Below are 20,072 nucleotides of genomic sequence, written 5' to 3' on the forward strand. Positions count from 1 at the left end.
CTATGAAGTACAGGCATCACTGGCTAAGTGGCGACCGCATTGATCTGCCGGCCGGCAAAGTGGTGTGTGTCGGCCGAAATTATGCCGAGCACATTCGGGAGTTGAACAATCCGCTGCCCGACGATCCCGTGTTGTTTATCAAACCTTCAACATCACTGACAGCTCTGGAAATACCCTTTGCCATTCCCGTCGATCGCGGTGAAGTTCACCACGAAACAGAAATAGCAATTCTGATGGACACCCGACTCCAGAATGCCAGCGAGAATGAGAGCATTGATGCCATCAAGGCAATAGGGCTGGCATTGGATCTGACACTCCGGGATGTTCAGTCCCGGCTAAAAGAAAAAGGACTGCCATGGGAAGTGGCCAAAGCCTTTGATGGCAGCTGCCCCGTTTCAGGGTTTATTGCCAAAGAGCACCTGCCCGATCTCGATAACATTCACTTCAGCCTTAAAATTAATGGGCAGACACGTCAGGAAGACACTTCAGCCCATATGCTGACCTCAATTCCGGGGCTGATCAGCTACATAAGCCGTCACTTCACACTGGAACCCGGCGATATTGTCCTCACTGGCACTCCGGCCGGCGTTGGTCCTCTGAAGCAGGGAGATCGGCTGGAATTAGCTATTACTGACCGCTTTAGTCTGGCAACATCCTGCATTTGATCCTAAAGAACCCGGCACTTCTTCAGATATTGACTGTAGAGAAATCAGGCCACAGGCAAAGGAAAGCCAGTGTCAGTCAGGGAAACCTACAGCGTCCATATTCTGGTGGTGGAAGATAGCCAGGTAAACCAGATGGTGGTCAAAAAGCTGCTTGAAAAATTGGGCTGCAGCTGCAAAGTGGCCCAGAATGGTCAGGAAGCACTGGACATTCTTGAGACTTCAGAGGCCTTCAACCTGATTCTCATGGATTGCATGATGCCCATCATGGGTGGTCTGGAAGCCACTGAAAAAATCAGAGCCTCCGGGCAACACTATGCCGGAATACCGGTTATCGCTTTCACAGCCAACACCTCGGAATCGGATAAGATTGCCTGTAAGTCTGCCGGTATGGACGATTTTCTGGACAAACCTGTTTCACTTGCATCTTTATCAGAAAAGCTGGTTCTTTGGACCCAAGACTGAAACTGCCTCAAATCCTAAGGGCTTTTGGCGCTCTGGATTCGAGACGTTCTGCCCTGTGTATCAATGGCTACAAAAACCATATTGGCTTCAGTCAGCTTGGCGCGACCGTGTTTATCTTCCACCCAGGCTTCAACGACCACCCGAATTGACGTTTTGCCGACCTCTGTCACCCGGGTGAACAGCGCAAGAATATCGCCCATTTTAACTGAGCGCATAAAACTCATACTGCCGATACTAACGGTGACAACACGTCCTGTGGCAATCTTTCTGGCCATGATTGCGCCAGCCTGATCAATCTGCATGGCCACCCAGCCACCAAAGACATCGCCTGTCGTATTAACAGATTGGTAGTCTGCCAGCACTTTCAGCGTCAGTTCTCCCTGAGGTCCGGGAGCAAGATCATTATTCAGTTCCATATTGCTCTCTAGCACTTGATGTTTTTATTTTTTTGGCGCAACCGACTCTGAAAATCCCTATATATAATGTCAGTTGTTTCTTGCGCCCGCGATCTTCCTGATCGTGAAGCTTTTCCAGCTGAAGGTATTTTACTTCTCTTCTCAGTTAGCGTTGTAGCTAAAACACTCAGCGAATAGAAACTGGCACAGGAGGCATGCTTTGCAAGCCGGGCTCGTACCTGTCTTGGCATTTCATCAGTAATCTACAATCAAGTTGGAATTAAAGTCAGTGATTTTACATTATGACTATTGCGAATATAAAGCTTCACTGTCGTTCATATAACTGTCACATTTTCATCTTATAGTTCTTGCCAGTAAACAAATGCCTGTAGCTGTATAAGAGAGGCTAAAAAATCCCTTTAGGAGAGATACGAATGAAGCTTAAAGCTCTAATAACAACAATTGCCCTTGCGACCGGAATCCAGGCTGCCTCTGCCAGTCAGATTGACGCTGAGATCCCCACTTATAAGAAAGCCAGTGGTGTATCAGGCAATCTGTCCAGTGTCGGCTCTGACACTCTGGCTAACCTGATGACTCTGTGGGCAGAAGATTTCAAGCGTGAATATCCTAATGTGAACGTACAGATTCAGGCTGCCGGTTCTTCTACTGCACCACCCGCTCTGACGGAAGGAACGTCCAACATCGGCCCCATGAGCCGCAAGATGAAAGACAAGGAACTGGAAGCTTTTGAGAAGAAGCATGGCTACAAGCCCACTGCTGTTCCGGTTGCCATTGACGCTCTGGCTGTTTTCGTCAATAAGGACAACCCAATCAAGGGTCTGACCATGGCTCAAGTGGACGCTATTTTCTCCTCCACCCGCAAGTGTGGTGGCGACAAAGACATCAGTACCTGGGGTGCTGCCGGTCTGGACGGAGCCTGGAAAAACCGCTCAATCCAGTTGTACGGCCGTAACTCTGTATCCGGCACTTACGGTTACTTCAAGAAGAAAGCCCTCTGCAAAGGTGATTTCCGTAACAACGTAAATGAGCAGCCTGGTTCTGCTTCTGTGGTTCAGTCTGTCAGTGCATCTGTAAACGGCATCGGCTACTCCGGCATCGGTTACCAGACTTCCAGCGTACGTACTGTACCTCTGGCCAAGAAAGCCGGTCAGCCATTCGTTGAGGCAACGCCCGCTAACGCTGTCAACAACTCTTATCCACTGTCTCGTTTCCTGTACGTGTACGTTAACAAGCAGCCCAACAAGAAGTTGTCCCCTCTGGAAGGCGAATTCCTGAAGATGGTACTGTCTCAGCAGGGTCAGGAAGTCGTCGTTAAAGACGGTTACATCCCTCTGCCTGCCAAGGTGGTTGAAAAGTATCTGTCTGAACTCGATCTGTAATCACAGATTCATGAGTGATCCACACGGGGCCATCTGGCCCCGTTTTTATGGCGGGTACTCAAAGAATCATGGCGGCAATCCAGCCAAAAATAATCATCGGAATATTAAAGTGTAAAAAGGTGGGAATCACCGAATCCCGGATGTGGTCGTGCTGACCATCCACGTTCAAGCCGGCAGTGGGACCAATGGTAGATTCTGAAACCGGGGAGCCTGCATCACCTAATGCTCCTGCGACTCCCACAAGACAGGCTATCGCCAGTGGCGTAAATCCAAGTTCCATGCCCAGTGGCACATAAAGGGTGGCAATAATCGGAACCGTAGAGAACGAAGAGCCAATACCCATAGTGATCAGTAACCCGACCAGAAGCATAAGAATGGCCGCAAGAGCCTGACTGCCTCCCACAAACATCTGTACCTGACTCACCAGCTCTGGAATATCACCTGTTGAGCGGAGCACTTCCGCAAAACCTGCGGCCGAGATCATGATGAAGCCAAAAGCTGCCATCATGCGCAGACCCTCATTGAATACCTCATCTGCTTCCCGCCAGCAGACGACTCGCCCAATGACCATGGTAATAAAGCCCAGTGCAGCAGCGAGAACCATGGACCCGGTTGTCAATTGACTCACCAGCACCAGAACAATGGCTATGACAGAGGTAATAATGGCAGGCTTGCTTAACTGAATATCTTGTTCATGAATCAAAATGGTCTCTTCTACACGATAGGTTCTGGACTTTCGGTAACTGAAAAAAACAGCCAGCAACAACCCCAGGAACATACCCAAAACGGGAATCGCCATCGCCAGCGGCATCTGGCTCAGTTCAATATCCAGCCCATTCTCCTGAAGGTTGCCACCAAGAATCTGATTCAGATAGACATTGCCAAAGCCTACAGGAAAAATCATATAGGTCGCGGTAAGGCCAAAGGTAAGAAGACAGACCACCTGACGACGATCAATCGCCATAGCACTGAATACCGATAACAAGGGAGGAATCAGTATGGGAATAAAGGCTATGTGGATAGGTATCAGGTTCTGGGAAGAAAAAGCCATCAACACAAGCGCCAGAAACAGGCTGTACTTTAGCTTCACATTATTGTGCGAGTTGTTGCTGTTCTTTACTTTGCGGATGATCTTTCCAGCCATCCACTCAGGTATGCCGGAGCGGGCGATGGCCACAGCAAAAGCACCCAGCATGGCGTAACTGATAGCAATGCCTACGCCACCGCCCAAACCTCTGGAGAATGCCTCCAGAGTCTGGAAGATATCCAGACCACCGATCACTCCCCCGGCCAGAGCCCCCACAAACAGTGCCAGAACCACATTAACCCGCAACAAGCTCAACGCGAGCATGACGGCAACCGCCAGAATCACTGCGTTCATATTAATTCCAAATTGTATTTTATCGTTATAACGGCCAGCGGCTATCTATAGTGAAGCATGGACAATAGCGGCATTACCAGATTGTAGTTAATTGGTTTATTTTTCGCGCAAATAGAGAATTAGCAGGCCAAATAACTATAAAGTGAAGAAATATCCCTGAAAACGCAGGCTGGAATCAATTCTCTGGCGAGTTGCTCTTATATTGATCAACTAATGGCCTGAGTGCCCGTGCCTGCTGAGCAATGGTCGGATCACCGCTATCTTCTGCATTGCTCAACCTTACATAGACATTATTGTCATCTTCAGGCCAGCAGGTTCTTGTTCCTGTCTGCATTTGTAATACCAGATGTTGCACAGAGAACAAATGAACGGTTGGCTCAATGGCTCGTGCCCGCTCAGCAAGGTCCCGATCATTGCTTCGCTGTGCACTACTCAACCTTGTATAGATATATCTGTCATCATCAGGCCAGGTCTCACTCCCCGCCTGCACTTGTGCCAACAGATGCCGCACAGAGTAATAATTAACCAATGGCTCAAGTGCTTCTGCCTGCTCAGCAATGACCAGATCATTACAATCCCTTGCAATACCCAACCATGTATGGATATAACTGTCATTCCAGGCCTCATCCTCTGCCTGCACTTGAGATACCTGATGCTGTACAGCGTACAAATTAGCTAATGGATAAATTGCCCGCGCCTGCTTTGCAATGGCCGGATCAGGGTTGTCTACCAGCATTCTCAACGACCCTAGATGGATAAAACCCTCACATCCGGGCCAGGTTCTATTCCCTGCCCGCACTTGCAACACCAGACGCTGCGCAGAGTACAATTTTACTAATGGATAAATTGCCCGTGCCTGCTCTGCAATGGCTGAATTATTACAAAATAGCGCAGCATTCAACCTTACGAAGATACTATAGTCATCTTCAGGCCAGGTCCCTCTACCTAGCAGCATTCCCATCACAATATGAATCACCTCTTGCAGTCCTTTCCGGATCTCTTTCCATGTCAGAAAATCACCCAAAGCGCTCTGATCATGCCGACAATATGGGCAGAAACGATTCCCTTCCATGTTAACTTCTCCTGTCAGCCACCGTTTCAGGCATTCCAGATGGAACAAATGCAAACATGACGTTTTCATCACGTCGTCAGATTGTTCTAAATTAAGCAGGCATACGCTGCAAGTTTCCCCAACATATTCAACCCCCTGCGCTTCTTCAAAATCATTCGAATCAGATTGAGGCAGCATAAATACCGGATACAACATAACTGTTTCTGGCTGATGCATCTGCCCATGACCAGACAAATCTTTCCCCGATAGTTCAGCAAGCAGTTCCGAGGCATCTAACGGCACCCGACTGAATAACGACCTGTTGAATGCCATCTTCTGTGTAATACCTGCCAAAGCCGCAGATAAATCTTTGTCACTGACGAATGGTCTGGATTGACCGGAAGTGGTGGGATATCCATTATAAAGCCATTGTTTCAGCCGCTGGCCGATCCTGAACAGAACTGACAGGTAATCAAACTGCCAGTCAGGCATATTAAACAATCCCTTGCCAGGGATACCCGGCATAAATGGTGGAGGCGGTGGGTCGGGTGGAAATCCGCCTCCTGATAATCGCAAGGCCGATTCAGGTGTTGATGTGGGCCATTCTGGCAGTGCAAAGCCTGTGCTATTTTTCTTTCTTTTCTCAGGAACAATCTCCGAAGACATTAGCCACTGCCACAGAGATGACAGGAGTAAAACGGGCTGCTGGAGAAATGAGCCTTTAACGTCATCAGTTGACCTGGGCAAGAGCAGAGAGCCTTCAGGCACAAAGCAGACAAAATCGGATATCAGACAAGCCTCTTGATCAGACGTCCCATTTACGACGACGAGCAGAAGTCCTTGAGAGTTGTCAGCAGCAAATCCACTGGCTGCCAGAAAGAACAAAAAGGTACTTATGAAAGAGAACGGCTTTAAGTCGCACACAAACTTTCGCTTTTTTTCAGTCGGAGCCTGAGTGTAGCTCATGGTGCGGGCACACCTGCCTAAATATTGAAGCAGAGAGGTCTCGCTGAAAAAGCAGCCTGGAATCAATTGCCTGAAGACTTACTCTTATAATGATCAACTAATGGTTTAAGTGCCCGCGCCTGCTGAGCGATGTTCGGATCAGTGCATTTTTCTGCGCTACTCAACCTTAAATAGACATTATTATCATCTTCAGGCCAGCTAACCCTCAATCCTTTCTGCATTCGTGACACCAGTTTCTGCACGGAGTAAAAATTAACGGCTGGCTCAAGTGCCCGTGCCTGTTCAGCAATGGCCGGATCATCGCTTCCTTGTGCACTTCTCAACCTTGTATAGATATCACTGTCGTCATCAGGCCAGATATCTCCCCATGCCTGATTCAGTGACAACAGATTCCTGACAGAGTAAAAATCAACCAATGGCTCAAGTGCTTCTGCCTGCTCAGCAACAGCCAGATCATTGCTAGCTTTTGCAATCCTCAACTCTTCATGGATATGCCAGTCATTATCGGGCCAGGTCTCTCTCCCTGCCCGCATTTGTGACACCTGATATTGTAAAGCGTACAAATTAGCTAATGGATAAATAGCCCATGCCTGCTCAGCAATGGCTGGATCAGGGTTATTTATTAATCTCCACAACGACCCCATGAGATGACTCTCATCTCCAGCCCAGCTTCTTTTCCCAGCCTGTATTTGTGATATCAGATGCTGCGCAGAGTACAAATTCACTAATGGATAAAGTGCACTTGCCTGCTCAGAAGTGGGAACATTATCGCCATATTCCCTCCATGCCTTACTAATGGTTCCATCAGTACCATATGACCCAAGATTTAACCCAACACTCAGGCGTGCTAAGAAATGGTCATCAGTACCAAAAAAGGCAACATTCAGCATTTCGAAGATACCACGGTCATCGTCTGGCCAGCCCCCTTTTCCTGCTTGCATTTGTGACACCAGATGCTGCACAGAGTAAAGAAAAATTGTCGGCTTAAGTGCCCTTGCCTGCTTAACAATGGCCGGAACATTACTGTCCAGTGCCATTCTGAACCTCAGAGCGATATCACGCTCATCGTCAGGCCAGGTCTTTCTCCCTGCTTCTATTTGTGACATCAGATGTTGCAGGGAGTACAAACAAACAGAAGGCCAAAGTACCCGCACCTGCTCAGCAATTTCCGGATCATCGATACCTTTTGCCATTCTCAACTCTAAAAAGATATGCCCATCATTGTCAGGCCAGGTCGCTCTACCTGACTGCACTTGTGACACCAGATGCTGCACAGAGTAAAAGTTAACTAATGGCCAAAGTGCCTGTATCTGCTCAGTGATGGCCGGGTCACTGCTAGCTCCTGCACGAATCAGCCTTTCATAGATATACCTGTCATTCTCAGGCCAGGTCCCTCTTTCTAAAAGCATTTCCGTCACAATATGAGCCACCTCTTGCATTTCTTTCTGGATCAGAAAGTCACCCAGAGCACTCTGATCCTGCCGACAATATGGACATAAATGGTTGCCTTTCATGTTAATTTCTTTTGTTAGCCACCGTTTCAGGCAGTCCATATGGAACAAATGCAAACACGACGTTTTCACCAAGTCGTCAGATTCTTCAAAGTTATTCCGGCATGCTCCGCAAGTTTCCCCAACATATTCAACCCCCTGCGCTTCTTCAAAGTCATTCGAATCAGATTGAGGCAGCATAAATACGGGATATAACATAACTGTTTCTGGCTGGTGCATCTGCCTGTGACCAGACAAACCTTTCCCCGATAGTTGAGCAAGCAGTTCCGAAGCATCTAACGGCACCTGACTGAATAACGACCTGTTGAACGCCCTCTTCTGTGTAATCTCTGCCAAAGCCGCAGATAAATCTTTGTCACTGACGAATTGTCCGGATTGACCGGTAGTGCTGCGATATCCATCATAAAACCATTGTTTCAACCACTGCCCGATCCTGAACAGAGCTGACAGGTAGTCAAGCTGCCAGTCAGGCCTATTAAACAATCCCTTGCCAGGAAGGCCCGGCATAAATGGTGGAGGTGGTGGGTCGGGTGGAAATCCGCCTCCTGATAATCGCAAGGTGGGTTCAGGGGTTGATGTGGGCCATTCTGGCAGTGCAAAGCCTGTGCTATTTTTCTCTCTTATCTCAGGAACATTCTCCGAAGACATTAGCCACTGCCACAGAGATGACAAGAGTAAAACGGGCTGCTGGAGAAATGAGCCTTTAACGTCATCAGTTGACCTTACTGGTGAGGGCAAGAGCAGAGAGCCTTCAGGCACAAAGCAGACAAAATCGGATATCAGATAAGCCTCTTGATCAGACGTCCCATTTACGACGACGAGCAGAAGTCCTTGAGAGTTGTCAGCAGCAAATCCAATGACTGCCAGAGAGATCAAGAACTTACAAAAGAAAATGGTTTTAAGTCGCACACAAACTTTCGCTTTTCTTCAGTCGGAGCCTGAGTGTAGCTCATAGTGCGGGCACACCTGCCTGAGATATTGAAAAATGCTTTTTTTCTTGATCTATCAATCTCTTGTTCTAAATTTCCCCTTCAGGAAAAACACAAAACAGATGTAAGGATTAAGTTTTGAAAAAAACACTCTCTTCGTCATTGCTGTTATTGCTGGCGTGGCTGACTGTTACCTGTCACGCCGAATCATCAGAAAGACATTTTATTGTCGAGTTCGGCAACACCCCTCTGGGCGCCAAACCTTATTCATGGATATCCGTAGTAGAGGCAATAGCTGCTTTCGGCTTGCTTATGTATGGCCGAGGACACTACGGGCAACAAAACCAACCACAAAGTCAGCCACAAAGCCAGCCATCTCAATCGCAAGCCTCAGGAATAATTCCCCATCATACAGCTGCTTTCTCCAGCCTCATGTCTTCCGGCTCTGGGGGCGGTCACCAGGACCCCAAACAATCCCGACATACTTTGGGTTTAAATTGTTTCGTCGATTCCTGTCATGGTGTTTGTCGATTCCTGTCACAGGGTTTTGAAAGAAGTTCGACGGGCCACACTCATCATGACACGACGGAAACGCAAAGAGATAAGCTGGGAACCGGTCGTTCTTTGGGTATTCACATTCCAAGAATTGCATTTCGCGAACCAGAAAACTCAGCATCAATCAGCCATCTTTTGGCTGGTCCTGACCCCGCGACTTGGCCTGAACCTATGGTGAAAATCGTCTGGACACGTTCACTTGCCACAGAGTTCCCCCTTGAGCGATTTCGGCCATACGGCGTTATGGTAAGCGACATTGATGGTTATCTTAGGGAGCTTGGGAACCATACTATGAGTTTTAATTGTTCCTTCGATTCCTGCAATGGCTTTTGCAGACTCGGACAATACGACGGTGGTGGATCAACTGAAGAGTCGCTGAAATCCGAAGTAAGTTCGGCGAACCAAACTCATCACGGGATGACAGAATCACAAACCTTTCAGCCACAAGCTGGTGGACATTCGTTTTTTGACGCCCTAATAGCCGGGTTATTCCCAATTTCGCAATCTTCGCTAATAAATAATCATTCAACGGAGCCTGCGGGCACCCTGGAATATTCCAGCGACACCTATGGAGCAGGGTGGGATGTTGATTCCGATATGGATGTCGATCCCTATGAAGAGTAGTACGACATTGGTCGTCACAAAACTCTAAGACCTGAGCAGACAGACTGAACTTGCCAGAAGGCTGAGGTTCAAAGCTTTCGGTTACAACGACTTTTCCTCATGGGTACAATCTGTGTACACTCGTAGAGAATCGTTACCCACTGATAACCAGATTGAAGCAGAGAGGTCTCGCTGAAAAAGCAGCCTGGAATCAATTCCCTGACGACTTACTCTTATAATGATCAACTAATGGTTTAAGTGCCCGCGCTTGCTGAGCAATGGCCGGATCAGTGCATTTTCCTGCACTACTCAACTTTAAATAGACACTATTATCATCTTCAGGCCAGCTAACCCTCAATCCTTTCTGCATTCGTGACACCAGGTTCTGCACGGAGTAAAAATTAACGGCTGGCTCAAGTGCCCGTGCCTGCTCGGCAATGGCCGGATCATCACTTCCTTGTGCACTTCTCAACCTTGTGTAGATATCACTGTCGTCATTAGGCCAGATATCTCCCCAAGCCCGATTCAGTGACAACAGATTCCTGACAGAGTAAAAATTAACCAATGGCTCAAGTGCTTCTGCCTGCTCAGCAACAGCCAGATCATTGCTAGCTTTTGCAATACTCAACCTTTCATGGATACCCCTATCATTTTCAGGCCAGGTCTCTCTCCCTGCCCGCATTTGTGACACCTGATATTGTAAAGCGTACAAATTAGCTAATGGATAAATGGCCCGTGCCTGCTCAGCAATGGCCGGGTCAGGGTTATTTTCTAATCTCCACAACGACCCCAGGTACCCCAGGTGATCACTCCGGTCTCCAGGCCAACTCCTTTTCCCAGCCTGCACTTGTGAAATCAGATGCTGCGCAGAGTATAAATTCACTAATGGATAAAGTGCACTGGCCCGCTCAGCAGTGGCTGCATTATCGCCATATCCCCTAAATTCCTCACGAATGGTTCCATTAGAACCAAATTTCGCAATATTCACGTCCAGGAAGAAATGTTCATCAGTACCAAATAAGGCAACATTCAGCATTTCGAGGACACTATCGTCATCTTCAGGCCAGACCCCTGTTCCTGCCTGCATTTGTGACACCAGATGCTGCACGCAATACAGAAAAATTGCCGGCTTAAGTGCCCGTGCTTGCTCAACAATGGCCGGATCATTGCTGTCCAGTGCCATTCTCAACCGTAGGAAGATAACACTGTCATCGTCAGGCCAGGTCTTTCTCCCTGCTTCTATTTGTGACATCAGATGTTGCAGGTAGTACAAACAAACTGACGGCCAAAGTGACCGCACCTGCTCAGCAATTTCCGGATCATCGATAGCTTCTGCCATTCTCAACTCTAAAAAGATATGCCCATCATTGTCAGGCCAGGTCGCTCTCCCTGACTGCACTTGGGACACCAGATGCCGCACAGAGTAAAAATTAACTAATGGCCAAAGTGCCCGCACCTGCTCAGCGATGGCCGGATCATTGCTGACTCCTGCATGGATCAGCCTTTCATAGATATACCTGTCATTTTCAGGCCAGGTCCCTCTTTCTAAAAGCATTTCCGTCACAATGTGAGCCACCTCTTGCATTTCTTTCTGGATCAGAAAGTCACCCAGAGCACTCTGATCCTGCCGACAATATGGACATAAATGGTTGCCTTTCATGTTAATTTCTTTTGTTAGCCACCGTTTCAGGCAGTCCATATGGAACAAATGCAAACACGACGTTTTCACCAGGTTGTCAGATTCTTCAAAGTTATTCCGGCATGCTCCGCAAGTTTCCCCAACATATTCAACCCCCTGCGTTTCTTCAAAGTCATTCGAATCAGATTGAGGCAGCATAAAAACGGGATACAACATAACTGTTTCTGGCTGATGTACCTGCCTGTGACCAGACAAACCTTTCCCCGATAGTTGAGCAAGCAGTTCCGAGATATCTAACGGCACCTGACTGAATAACGACCTGTTGAACGCCCTCTTCTGTGTAATCCCTGCCAAAGCCGCAGATAAATCTTTGTCACTGACGAATTGTCCGGATTGACCGGTAGTGCTGCGATATCCATCATAAAACCATTGTTTCAACCACTGCCCGATCCTGAACAGAGCTGACAGGTAGTCAAGCTGCCAGTCAGGCCTATTAAACAATCCCTTGCCAGGAAGGCCCGGCATAAATGGTGGAGGTGGTGGGTCGGGTGGAAATCTGCCTCCTGATAATCGCAAGGCGGATTCAGGTGTTGATGTGGGCCATTCCGGCAGTGCAAAGCCTGTGCCATTTTTCTCTCTTTCCTCAGGAACATTCTCCGAGGACATTAGCCACCGCCACAGAGATGATAGGAAGAAAACGGGCTGCTGGAGAAATGAGCCTTTAACGTCATCAGTTGACCTTACTGGTGAGGGCAAGAGCAGAGCGCCTTCAGGCACAAAGTAGACAAAATCGGATATCAGACAAGCTTCCTGATCAGACGTCCCATTTACGACGACGAGCAGAAGTCCTTGAGAGTTGTCAGCAGCAAATCCAATGACTGCCAGAGAGATCAAGAACTTACAAAAGAAAATGGTTTTAAGTCGCACACAAACTTTCGCTCTTCTTCAGTCGGAGCCTGAGTGTAGCTCATAGTGCGGGCACACCTGCCTGAGATATTGAAGCAGAGAGGTCTCGCTGAAAAAGCAGCCCGGAATCAATTCCCTGACGACTTATCTCTTATATTGATCAACTAATGGTTTAAGTGCCCTCGCCTGCTGAGCAATGGCCGGATCAGTGCATTTTTCTGCACTACTCAACTTTAAATAGACACTATTATCATCTTCAGGCCAGCTGATCCTTAATCCTCTCTGCATTCGTGACACCAGGTTCTGCACGGAGCAAAAATTAACGGCTGGCTCAAGTGCCCGTGCCTGCTCAGCAATGGCCGGATCATCGCTTCCTTGTGCACTTCTCAACCTTGTATAGATATCACTGTCGTCATCAGGCCAGATATCACCCCAAGCCTGCCTCAGCGACAACAGATTCCTGACAGAGTAAAAATTAACCAATGGCTCAAGTGCTTCTGCCTGCTCAGCAACAGCCAGATCATTGCTAGTTTTTGCAATACTCAACTTTTCATGGATATGCCAGTCATTATTTGGCCAGGTCTCTCTCCCTGCCCGCATTTGTGACACCTGATATTGTAAAGCGTACAAATTAGCTAATGGATAAATAGCCCGTGCCTGCTCAGCAATGGCTGGATCAGGGCTATTTACTAATCCCCGCAACGACCCCAGGAGATCACTTCCGGGCCAACTCCTTTTCCCAGCCTGCACTTGTGACATCAGATGCTGCGCAGAGTACAAATTCACCAATGGATAAAGTGCACTTGCCTGCTCAAAAGTGGCTGCGTTATCGCCATCCCTCCATGCCTCAGCGATGGTTCCATCAGTACCAAATAACCCAAGATTTAACCCAACACTCAGGCCTGCCAAGAAATGGTCATCAGTACCAAATAAGGCAACATTCAGCATTTCGAAGACAGCATGCTCATCCTCTTCGTCTGGCCAGACCCCTGTTCCTGCCTGCATTTGTGACACCAGATGCTGCACGGTGTACAAAAAAATTGTTGGCTTAAGTGCCCGGGCCCGCTCAACAATGGCCGGATCATTGCTGTCCAGTGCCATTCTCAACCGTAGATAGATAGGACAGTCATCGTCAGGCCAGGCCCTTCTCCCCGCTTGTATTTGTGTCGTCAGATGTTGCAGGGAGAACAAACAAACTAACGGCCAAAGTACCCGCGCCTGCTCAGCAATGTCTGGATCATCGATACCTTCTGCAATTCTCATCTCTAAAAAGATATGCCCATCATTTTCAGGCCAGGTCGCTCTCTCTGCCTGCACCTGTGACACCAGATGCCGCACAGAGTAAAAATTAACTAATGGCCAAAGTGCCCGCACCTGCTCAGCGATGGCCGGATCATTGCTGACTCCTGCACGAATCAGCCTTTCATAGATATACCTGTCATTCTCAGGCCAGGTTCCTCTCTCTAATAGCATTTCCTTCACAATATGAGCCACCTCTTGCATTTCTTTCTGGATCAGAAAGTCACCCAGAGCACTCTGATCCTGCCGACAATATGGACATAAATGGTTGCCTTTCATGTTAATTTCTTTTGTTAGACACCGTTTCAGGCAGTCCATATGGAACAAATGCAAACACGACGTTTTCACCAGGTCGTCAGATTCTTCAAAGTTATTCCGGCATGCTCTGCAAGTTTCCCCAACATATTCAACCCCCTGCGCTTCTTCAAAGTCATCCAAATCAGATTGAGGCAGCATAAAAACGGGATACAACAAAACTGTTTCTGGCTGATGCAACTGCCTGTGACCAGACAAATCTTTCCCCGATAGTTGAGCAAGCAGTTCCGAAGCATCTAACGGCGCCTGACGGAATAACGAACTGCTGAACACCCTCTTCTGTGAAATCTCTGTCAAAGCCGCAGATAAATCTGTGTCAGTAACGAATTGTCCGGGAGTGCTGCGATATCCATCATAAAACCATTGTTTCAACCACTGCCCGATCCTGAACAGAGCTGACAGGTAGTCAAACTGACAGTCAGGCCTATTAAACAATCCCTTGCCAGGAATACCCGGCATAAATGGTGGAGGTGGTGGGTCGGGTGGAAATCTGCCTCCTGATAATCGCAAGGCGGATTCAGGTGTTGATGTGGGCCATTCCGGCAGTGCAAAGCCTGTGCTGTTTTTCTCTCTTTTCTCACTAACATTCTCCGAAGAGATTAGCCACTGCCACAGAGATGACAGGAGGGCAACTTTAACGTCATCAGTTGACCTTGCTTGTGAGGGCGCATCAAACCATTGCTTTGCCTTTCCTTCTTGCGTTGCGGGAATACCAATAAGAAGTCCTTGAGAGTTGTCAGCAGCAAATCCACTGGCTGCCAGAGAGATCAAGAATGTAAATATGAAAGAAAACGGTTTTAAGTTGCACACAAATTTTCGCTTTTCTTCAGCTGGAGCCTCAGTGTAGCTGATACTGAATAGAGTGCGGTTTGGCTGCGGTGTTTTTCAGACAGCGTGTCCGGTCACGGCTATCTATCGCTCAATACCGGGTATACTGTTCCAAGATACTGAGAGTGGCGGCTTGAGTACTCAACTCCCATTTTTTTCAATTCTGTCATATTTCTGTAACACAGACCTTTTAAGGTACGCTCAATAATCTCTGCGACCAGTGCCATGTACCAACCAATAATAGAAGACAGCCCTGGTGTCGATTACAACACCCCGGCTCATAAACGTCATCAGTCACTTCGCTTTCTCAAAGATCACCTGACCCGGTGGGGTGTAGCCGTCGGTGGCCTCGGTGTTATTGCCGCCATTCTGCTGATCTTCATCTATCTTCTGTACGAAGTTGGGCCTTTATTCAAAAGTGCAGAAATTGAACAAAGCAGTACCTGGACACAGACGATCACAGGGGAGCAGCGCCCTCTCTATCAGAGTATGGAAGAACAGGCTGAACTGGCTTTTTCCATCACTGCCGACGGTGCCCTGACTTTTTCATCCACCCGAACCGGAGGGCAGAAATATCGCTATTCCCTGCCCCTTCCTGCCGGGACCTCAGTCACCACAATTAACAATGATCCATCCGATAGCAACCTCCTGGCTGCGGGTCTGAGTAATGGTCAGGTCATCATTTTCAAGCACGGCTATCAAATTACCTGGCCTGATGACAAGAGGCTGATCACGCCAAGGGTCACCTACCCATATGGTGAGGAAGCGATTGATCTGATAACGGATAATGAGGCTGTTTCACACCTGAGTATCAGTGATAGTGAAGATCAGCTGCTACTCACCGGTTATGGTGACAAGCGCCTCTATATGACCGCTTTTAGCAAGGAAGAAAACTTCCTGACGGAAGAAGTCACGCTTGAAGAAATGAGTGTCACTCTGCCCGAAGTGGATGGACCTGTTCACGATGTACTGATTGCTCCGGATCAGCACTGGCTTTTTGTTCAATCCGGTGCTGATGGCCTGACACTGATCGATATCAGCAACATCAATCAGCCTCACGTCGTGTCAGAGACTGACCTGACTAACGACTCGGCCAGAGTAACAACCATGACATTCCTGTTGGGTGGAGTTTCTCTGCTGATAGGCGATGACACCGGCATGGTCAGCCAGTGGTTCATGGTCAGAGATGAACAAAACCAGTGGCACCTGCAAAGAATTCGCGAGTTCGAGCTGGCCGGTGAACCTATTATGCAGATAGTGCCTGAGCATCGCCGCAAGGGCTTTCTGGCAGCCGATGACAAGGGTAATGTTGGCATCTTCTACACCACAGCCAACAGAACCCTGCTGACTGAGAAGCTGACCGACGGTCCTGTTGAGCAACTGGTTATTGCCCCCCGTAGCAACTACATGCTGGTGAGTAGCAATGGCTCTACCGAATTCTGGCGTGTTGAAAATGAACATCCGGAAGTATCCTTGTCGGCTCTCTGGGGTAGAGTCTGGTATGAGGGTTATGAGAAGCCTGAATATATCTGGCAGTCGTCTGCATCGAATAATGACTTTGAGCCAAAGCTGAGCCTGACCCCTCTGGCCTTCGGCACTCTCAAGGCCGCCTTTTACGCCATGTTACTGGCTACACCTCTGGCAATAGCCGGAGCCATCTATACGGCTTACTTCATGGCGCCAGCCATGCGTCGTAAAGTAAAGCCTGTCATTGAGTTGATGGAAGCACTGCCTACGGTCATTCTGGGTTTTCTGGCCGGTCTCTGGCTGGCCCCCCTGATCGAAAACAGTCTGGCAGGAATATTTGCACTCTTGTTGATTGTTCCAATCGGCATATTGCTCTTTGCTTTTGCCTGGGACTCCATGCCCGGTAAAATCCGCCACGCCGTCCCGGAGGGTTGGCAAGCAGCCCTGCTCATCCCTGTGGTACTGATCAGTGGTGCTATTGCCATGAACCTGAACGGTACCATTGAAGCAACCTTCTTTGATGGTGACCTGAGAACCTGGCTGACCACTGATCTGGGCATTCCTTACGATCAGCGCAATGCTCTGGTAGTGGGACTGGCAATGGGCTTTGCAGTGATCCCCACCATTTTTTCTATCGCTGAGGATGCCATTTTCAGTGTTCCCAAACATCTGAGTTATGGCTCTCTGGCACTGGGTGCGACGCCTTGGCAGACCTTGATGCGGGTGGTATTGCTGACCGCCAGCCCGGGCATATTCTCTGCCGTGATGATTGGTATGGGCCGCGCCGTGGGTGAAACGATGATCGTACTGATGGCTACCGGCAACACGCCCATCATGGACGCCAATATCTTCGAAGGCATGAGAACCCTGGCTGCCAACATTGCTGTTGAAATGCCTGAATCCGAAGTCGGCAGCAGCCACTATCGAATTCTATTCCTTGCTGCACTGGTGCTTTTCCTGTTCACCTTTGTCGTTAATACCGCTGCCGAGATGGTTCGTCATCGACTGCGCAAGAAGTACAGTTCGCTTTAAGGAAGGAGCCGGAACATGAGTAATAAAATAACCAAGTGGTACCAGACTGGCTCCCCCTGGGTTTGGCTTAATGCCGGAGCGGTGGCCATCAGTGTGATTCTTGTTGTCGGCCTTCTGGGTTTGATAGCGATCCGGGGTCTGGGTCACTTCTGGCCAGCACAAATTCTGGTGGCAGACTATGCCCCTCCCGGCCAGGAAGCCCGCTTGATTGCTGGAGAAATAGCAGACACTGAAACTGTTTCTGCAACCCGCCTTGAGGCGGCAGGTCTGCCGGTACCAAAGGGAATGGAAACACTGACCCGTGATCTGCTGAAAGTCGGTAACAGAGATGTTTCAGGCTCAGACTTTGCCTGGGTCATTGATCTTTGGCTTGAGAATCGCCGTTACCCTGAAAATATCATTGCTCTGGAACGCAGGGAGTGGGGTAACTTCTACGGTTATCTGAACAACATCAAACAGGATGGCAAAGTTGTTGTAGAAGGTGAAGCAGCCTGGCCAGAGTTCCAGAAGAGACTGAACAGAGCCCTGTCTATCTACGACGAAATCTACGCCATCGAAAAGCACGAAATAGGTTCAGTCAACAGCAAGCTGGAGCGTCTCCGTTTGGAACAGCGAGCCCTCGAACTTAATGGTACAGATACCCCTCAGGCCCTCGCCGATATCGAAGCACAACGCAGGGTATTTCAGGCTGAATATAAGGTGATGGAAGCCAGGCTGGGTGATCTTTATGTGGCTTTCAATCGTGATAGTCTGGTGGTTACAACCATTGATGGTACAGAGATTGAGCAATCTTTTGGCAAAATCGTCCGGGCCTATAAACCCAATGCCATGACACTGACCGGGAAGATACTTTTCTATCTCGACAAAGTCGGCGAATTTATCACTGACGACCCCAGAGAAGCAAACACGGAAGGAGGGGTTTTCCCGGCCATTTTCGGTACGGTCATGATGGTGATTCTGATGTCGATCATCGTGACCCCTTTTGGTGTAATAGCGGCGGTCTACCTCCGCGAATACGCCAATCAGGGTTGGCTGACCCGAACTATTCGCGTGGCCGTAAACAACCTGGCGGGCGTCCCTTCCATTGTGTACGGTGTATTTGGTCTTGGTTTCTTCATCTATTTTGCCGGAAGCCAGATTGACCAGTTATTTTTCCAGGAAGCACTGCCAGCACCGACCTTTGGTACACCGGGATTACTCTGGGCATCGATTACTCTGGCCTTATTAACATTACCTGTTGTTATTGTTGCCACCGAGGAGGGGCTATCACGCATTCCAAGCTCTGTCCGTGAGGGCAGTCTGGCGCTGGGGGCGACCAAAGCAGAAACACTCTGGCGAGTCGTTCTGCCCATGGCCAGCCCTGCCATGATGACAGGATTGATCCTGGCTGTTGCCCGTGCCGCTGGGGAAGTTGCACCTCTGATGCTGGTTGGCGTGGTGAAACTGGCTCCCAGCTTGCCTCTGGATACTAATTATCCTTTCCTGCATCTGGATCAGAAATTCATGCACCTGGGCTTCCATATTTACGATGTCGGCTTCCAGAGTCCTAACGTAGAAGCGGCCAGACCACTGGTTTACGCCACCGCTCTGCTGCTGGTTATTGTCATCGCGGTTCTTAACCTTTCAGCAGTAGCTATTCGCAACCATTTGCGTGAAAAATACAAGAGTCTGGAAGCGTGAGATTAATTTGCTACAAAAAAGTTTCCCTGACTGAGCCAGGAAGGTTTAATTAAAGGTAACATCATGCTGGATGAGGCACTGGACTTGAATACACCCACCCGGACAGAGAACCAAAAGAGTAGAGCCACTCCCGAGGAGACCAGCTCAACTCCGGCGTTTAATCTCGACAGCCTGGGACGTAGCCGTCGCAAGCTCAGCCTGCAGCAGGAAGAAAAATGTCTGGATATCAGAAATTTGAACCTGTTTTACGGTGAGAAGCAGGCACTGCACGATATTTCCCTGACCATTCCGAAACGCAGGGTAACCGCGTTTATTGGTCCATCAGGCTGTGGTAAATCCACGCTGTTGCGCAGTATGAACAGAATGAATGATCTGGTGGAAGGCTGCCGCGTCAAAGGTGAAATTCAGCTGGATAACCAGGATATCTATCAGAAGGGCGTCAATGTCGCGGACCTCCGCCGTCGTGTTGGCATGGTATTCCAGAAGCCAAACCCCTTCCCGAAGAGTATTTATGAAAATGTCGCCTACGGTCTTCGCATTCAGGGCATCAACAAAAAGCGTGTTCTGGATGAAGTCGTAGAGTGGGCCCTGCGCAGTGCAGCACTTTGGGATGAAGTTAAGGATCGCCTCCATGAAAGCGCCCTGGGCATGTCCGGTGGTCAGCAACAGCGTCTGGTGATCGCCCGAACCATTGCTGTGGAGCCTGAGGTTCTGCTGCTGGACGAACCGGCTTCAGCCCTGGACCCCATTTCAACATTAAAAATTGAAGAGCTGATTAACAAGCTCAAGTCCAAATTCACCATTGCCATCGTTACCCACAATATGCAACAGGCTGCTCGCGTCTCTGATTACACAGCATTTATGTATATGGGTAAGCTCATTGAATTCGATGATACGGACACGCTGTTCACAAACCCACAAAAGAAACAAACTGAAGACTATATAACCGGTCGTTACGGCTAAATGCCATAGCTATTGCCAAGAAAGC

General features: G+C 48.7%; 13 protein-coding genes. 7 read left to right on the forward strand and 6 right to left on the reverse strand.

Going from position 1 to position 20,072, the window contains the following annotated elements; all coding sequences use genetic code 11:
• The first annotated feature begins 2 nt into the window (after positions 1-2).
• Both ACO6VG_RS04790 and ACO6VG_RS04795 read left to right on the forward strand, forming a co-directional pair.
• Positions 3-665, forward strand: coding sequence for a fumarylacetoacetate hydrolase family protein (locus ACO6VG_RS04790; protein WP_422135842.1), 663 nt, complete (start codon positions 3-5; stop codon positions 663-665).
• Between the two features lie 69 nt (positions 666-734).
• Entirely contained in the window at positions 735-1,127 is a 393-nt protein-coding gene (locus ACO6VG_RS04795; RefSeq protein ID WP_422135843.1) for a response regulator, read from the forward strand.
• Positions 1,128-1,141: 14 nt separating this feature from the next.
• Here the strand turns inward: ACO6VG_RS04795 and ACO6VG_RS04800 are convergent, their stop codons facing one another.
• A complete protein-coding gene (locus ACO6VG_RS04800) occupies positions 1,142-1,543 on the reverse strand; it encodes an acyl-CoA thioesterase (protein ID WP_422135844.1) in 402 nt (133 codons plus the stop codon).
• Between the two features lie 413 nt (positions 1,544-1,956).
• Here ACO6VG_RS04800 and ACO6VG_RS04805 point away from each other — a divergent pair, with 413 nt between their 5' ends.
• Positions 1,957-2,922, forward strand: a complete 966-nt coding sequence (locus ACO6VG_RS04805; protein WP_422139246.1) for a PstS family phosphate ABC transporter substrate-binding protein — start codon at positions 1,957-1,959, stop codon at positions 2,920-2,922.
• 58 nt (positions 2,923-2,980) lie between these two features.
• Here ACO6VG_RS04805 and ACO6VG_RS04810 read toward each other — a convergent pair whose 3' ends face one another.
• From ACO6VG_RS04810 to ACO6VG_RS04820, 3 genes are all read right to left on the reverse strand, one after another.
• A complete protein-coding gene (locus ACO6VG_RS04810) occupies positions 2,981-4,303 on the reverse strand; it encodes a Na+/H+ antiporter family protein (RefSeq protein ID WP_422139247.1) in 1,323 nt (440 codons plus the stop codon).
• 175 nt (positions 4,304-4,478) lie between these two features.
• The gene (locus ACO6VG_RS04815; protein ID WP_422472921.1) at positions 4,479-6,020 is read right to left on the reverse strand and encodes an RING finger protein; all 1,542 of its coding nucleotides are present in this window, start codon (positions 6,018-6,020) and stop codon (positions 4,479-4,481) included.
• 362 nt (positions 6,021-6,382) lie between these two features.
• A complete protein-coding gene (locus tag ACO6VG_RS04820) occupies positions 6,383-8,479 on the reverse strand; it encodes an RING finger protein (protein WP_422472923.1) in 2,097 nt (698 codons plus the stop codon).
• A gap of 419 nt (positions 8,480-8,898) precedes the next feature.
• Here ACO6VG_RS04820 and ACO6VG_RS04825 point away from each other — a divergent pair, with 419 nt between their 5' ends.
• A complete protein-coding gene (locus ACO6VG_RS04825; RefSeq protein WP_422135849.1) occupies positions 8,899-9,939 on the forward strand; it encodes a hypothetical protein in 1,041 nt (346 codons plus the stop codon).
• A gap of 190 nt (positions 9,940-10,129) precedes the next feature.
• Here the strand turns inward: ACO6VG_RS04825 and ACO6VG_RS04830 are convergent, their stop codons facing one another.
• Positions 10,130-12,223: an RING finger protein gene (locus ACO6VG_RS04830; protein ID WP_422472925.1), complete on the reverse strand. Its 2,094-nt coding sequence runs from the start codon at positions 12,221-12,223 to the stop codon at positions 10,130-10,132.
• A 384-nt stretch (positions 12,224-12,607) separates the two neighbouring features.
• Positions 12,608-14,848 (reverse strand): RING finger protein, encoded by a 2,241-nt coding sequence (locus ACO6VG_RS04835; RefSeq protein ID WP_422472927.1) that lies wholly within the window; start codon positions 14,846-14,848, stop codon positions 12,608-12,610.
• Between the two features lie 282 nt (positions 14,849-15,130).
• Here ACO6VG_RS04835 and ACO6VG_RS04840 point away from each other — a divergent pair, with 282 nt between their 5' ends.
• The 3 genes from ACO6VG_RS04840 (at position 15,131) to pstB (ending at position 20,047) form a co-directional block, all read left to right on the forward strand.
• A complete protein-coding gene (locus tag ACO6VG_RS04840; protein ID WP_422135852.1) occupies positions 15,131-17,404 on the forward strand; it encodes an ABC transporter permease subunit in 2,274 nt (757 codons plus the stop codon).
• A gap of 15 nt (positions 17,405-17,419) precedes the next feature.
• Positions 17,420-19,084 (forward strand): phosphate ABC transporter permease PstA, encoded by a 1,665-nt coding sequence (pstA, locus tag ACO6VG_RS04845; RefSeq protein ID WP_422472929.1) that lies wholly within the window; start codon positions 17,420-17,422, stop codon positions 19,082-19,084.
• A gap of 63 nt (positions 19,085-19,147) precedes the next feature.
• Positions 19,148-20,047, forward strand: coding sequence for a phosphate ABC transporter ATP-binding protein PstB (gene pstB, locus ACO6VG_RS04850; protein ID WP_422472931.1), 900 nt, complete (start codon positions 19,148-19,150; stop codon positions 20,045-20,047).
• Positions 20,048-20,072 lie beyond the last annotated feature (25 nt).

The organism is Endozoicomonas sp. ALB032 (assembly GCF_049310125.1).
Lineage (GTDB): Bacteria > Pseudomonadota > Gammaproteobacteria > Pseudomonadales > Endozoicomonadaceae > Endozoicomonas_A.

What these genes read in the sequence shown, in the direction of transcription:
- pstA (WP_422472929.1), top strand. Translation starts at nt 17,420, where the DNA reads ATGAGTAATAAAATAACCAAGTGGTACCAGACTGGCTCCCCCTGGGTT.
- ACO6VG_RS04790 (WP_422135842.1), top strand. Translation starts at nt 3, where the DNA reads ATGAAGTACAGGCATCACTGGCTAAGTGGCGACCGCATTGATCTGCCG.
- ACO6VG_RS04805 (WP_422139246.1), top strand. Translation starts at nt 1,957, where the DNA reads ATGAAGCTTAAAGCTCTAATAACAACAATTGCCCTTGCGACCGGAATC.
- ACO6VG_RS04815 (WP_422472921.1), bottom strand. Translation starts at nt 6,020, where the DNA reads ATGTCTTCGGAGATTGTTCCTGAGAAAAGAAAGAAAAATAGCACAGGC.
- ACO6VG_RS04830 (WP_422472925.1), bottom strand. Translation starts at nt 12,223, where the DNA reads ATGTCCTCGGAGAATGTTCCTGAGGAAAGAGAGAAAAATGGCACAGGC.
- ACO6VG_RS04840 (WP_422135852.1), top strand. Translation starts at nt 15,131, where the DNA reads ATGTACCAACCAATAATAGAAGACAGCCCTGGTGTCGATTACAACACC.
- ACO6VG_RS04800 (WP_422135844.1), bottom strand. Translation starts at nt 1,543, where the DNA reads ATGGAACTGAATAATGATCTTGCTCCCGGACCTCAGGGAGAACTGACG.
- ACO6VG_RS04820 (WP_422472923.1), bottom strand. Translation starts at nt 8,479, where the DNA reads ATGTCTTCGGAGAATGTTCCTGAGATAAGAGAGAAAAATAGCACAGGC.
- ACO6VG_RS04810 (WP_422139247.1), bottom strand. Translation starts at nt 4,303, where the DNA reads ATGAACGCAGTGATTCTGGCGGTTGCCGTCATGCTCGCGTTGAGCTTG.
- pstB (WP_422472931.1), top strand. Translation starts at nt 19,148, where the DNA reads ATGCTGGATGAGGCACTGGACTTGAATACACCCACCCGGACAGAGAAC.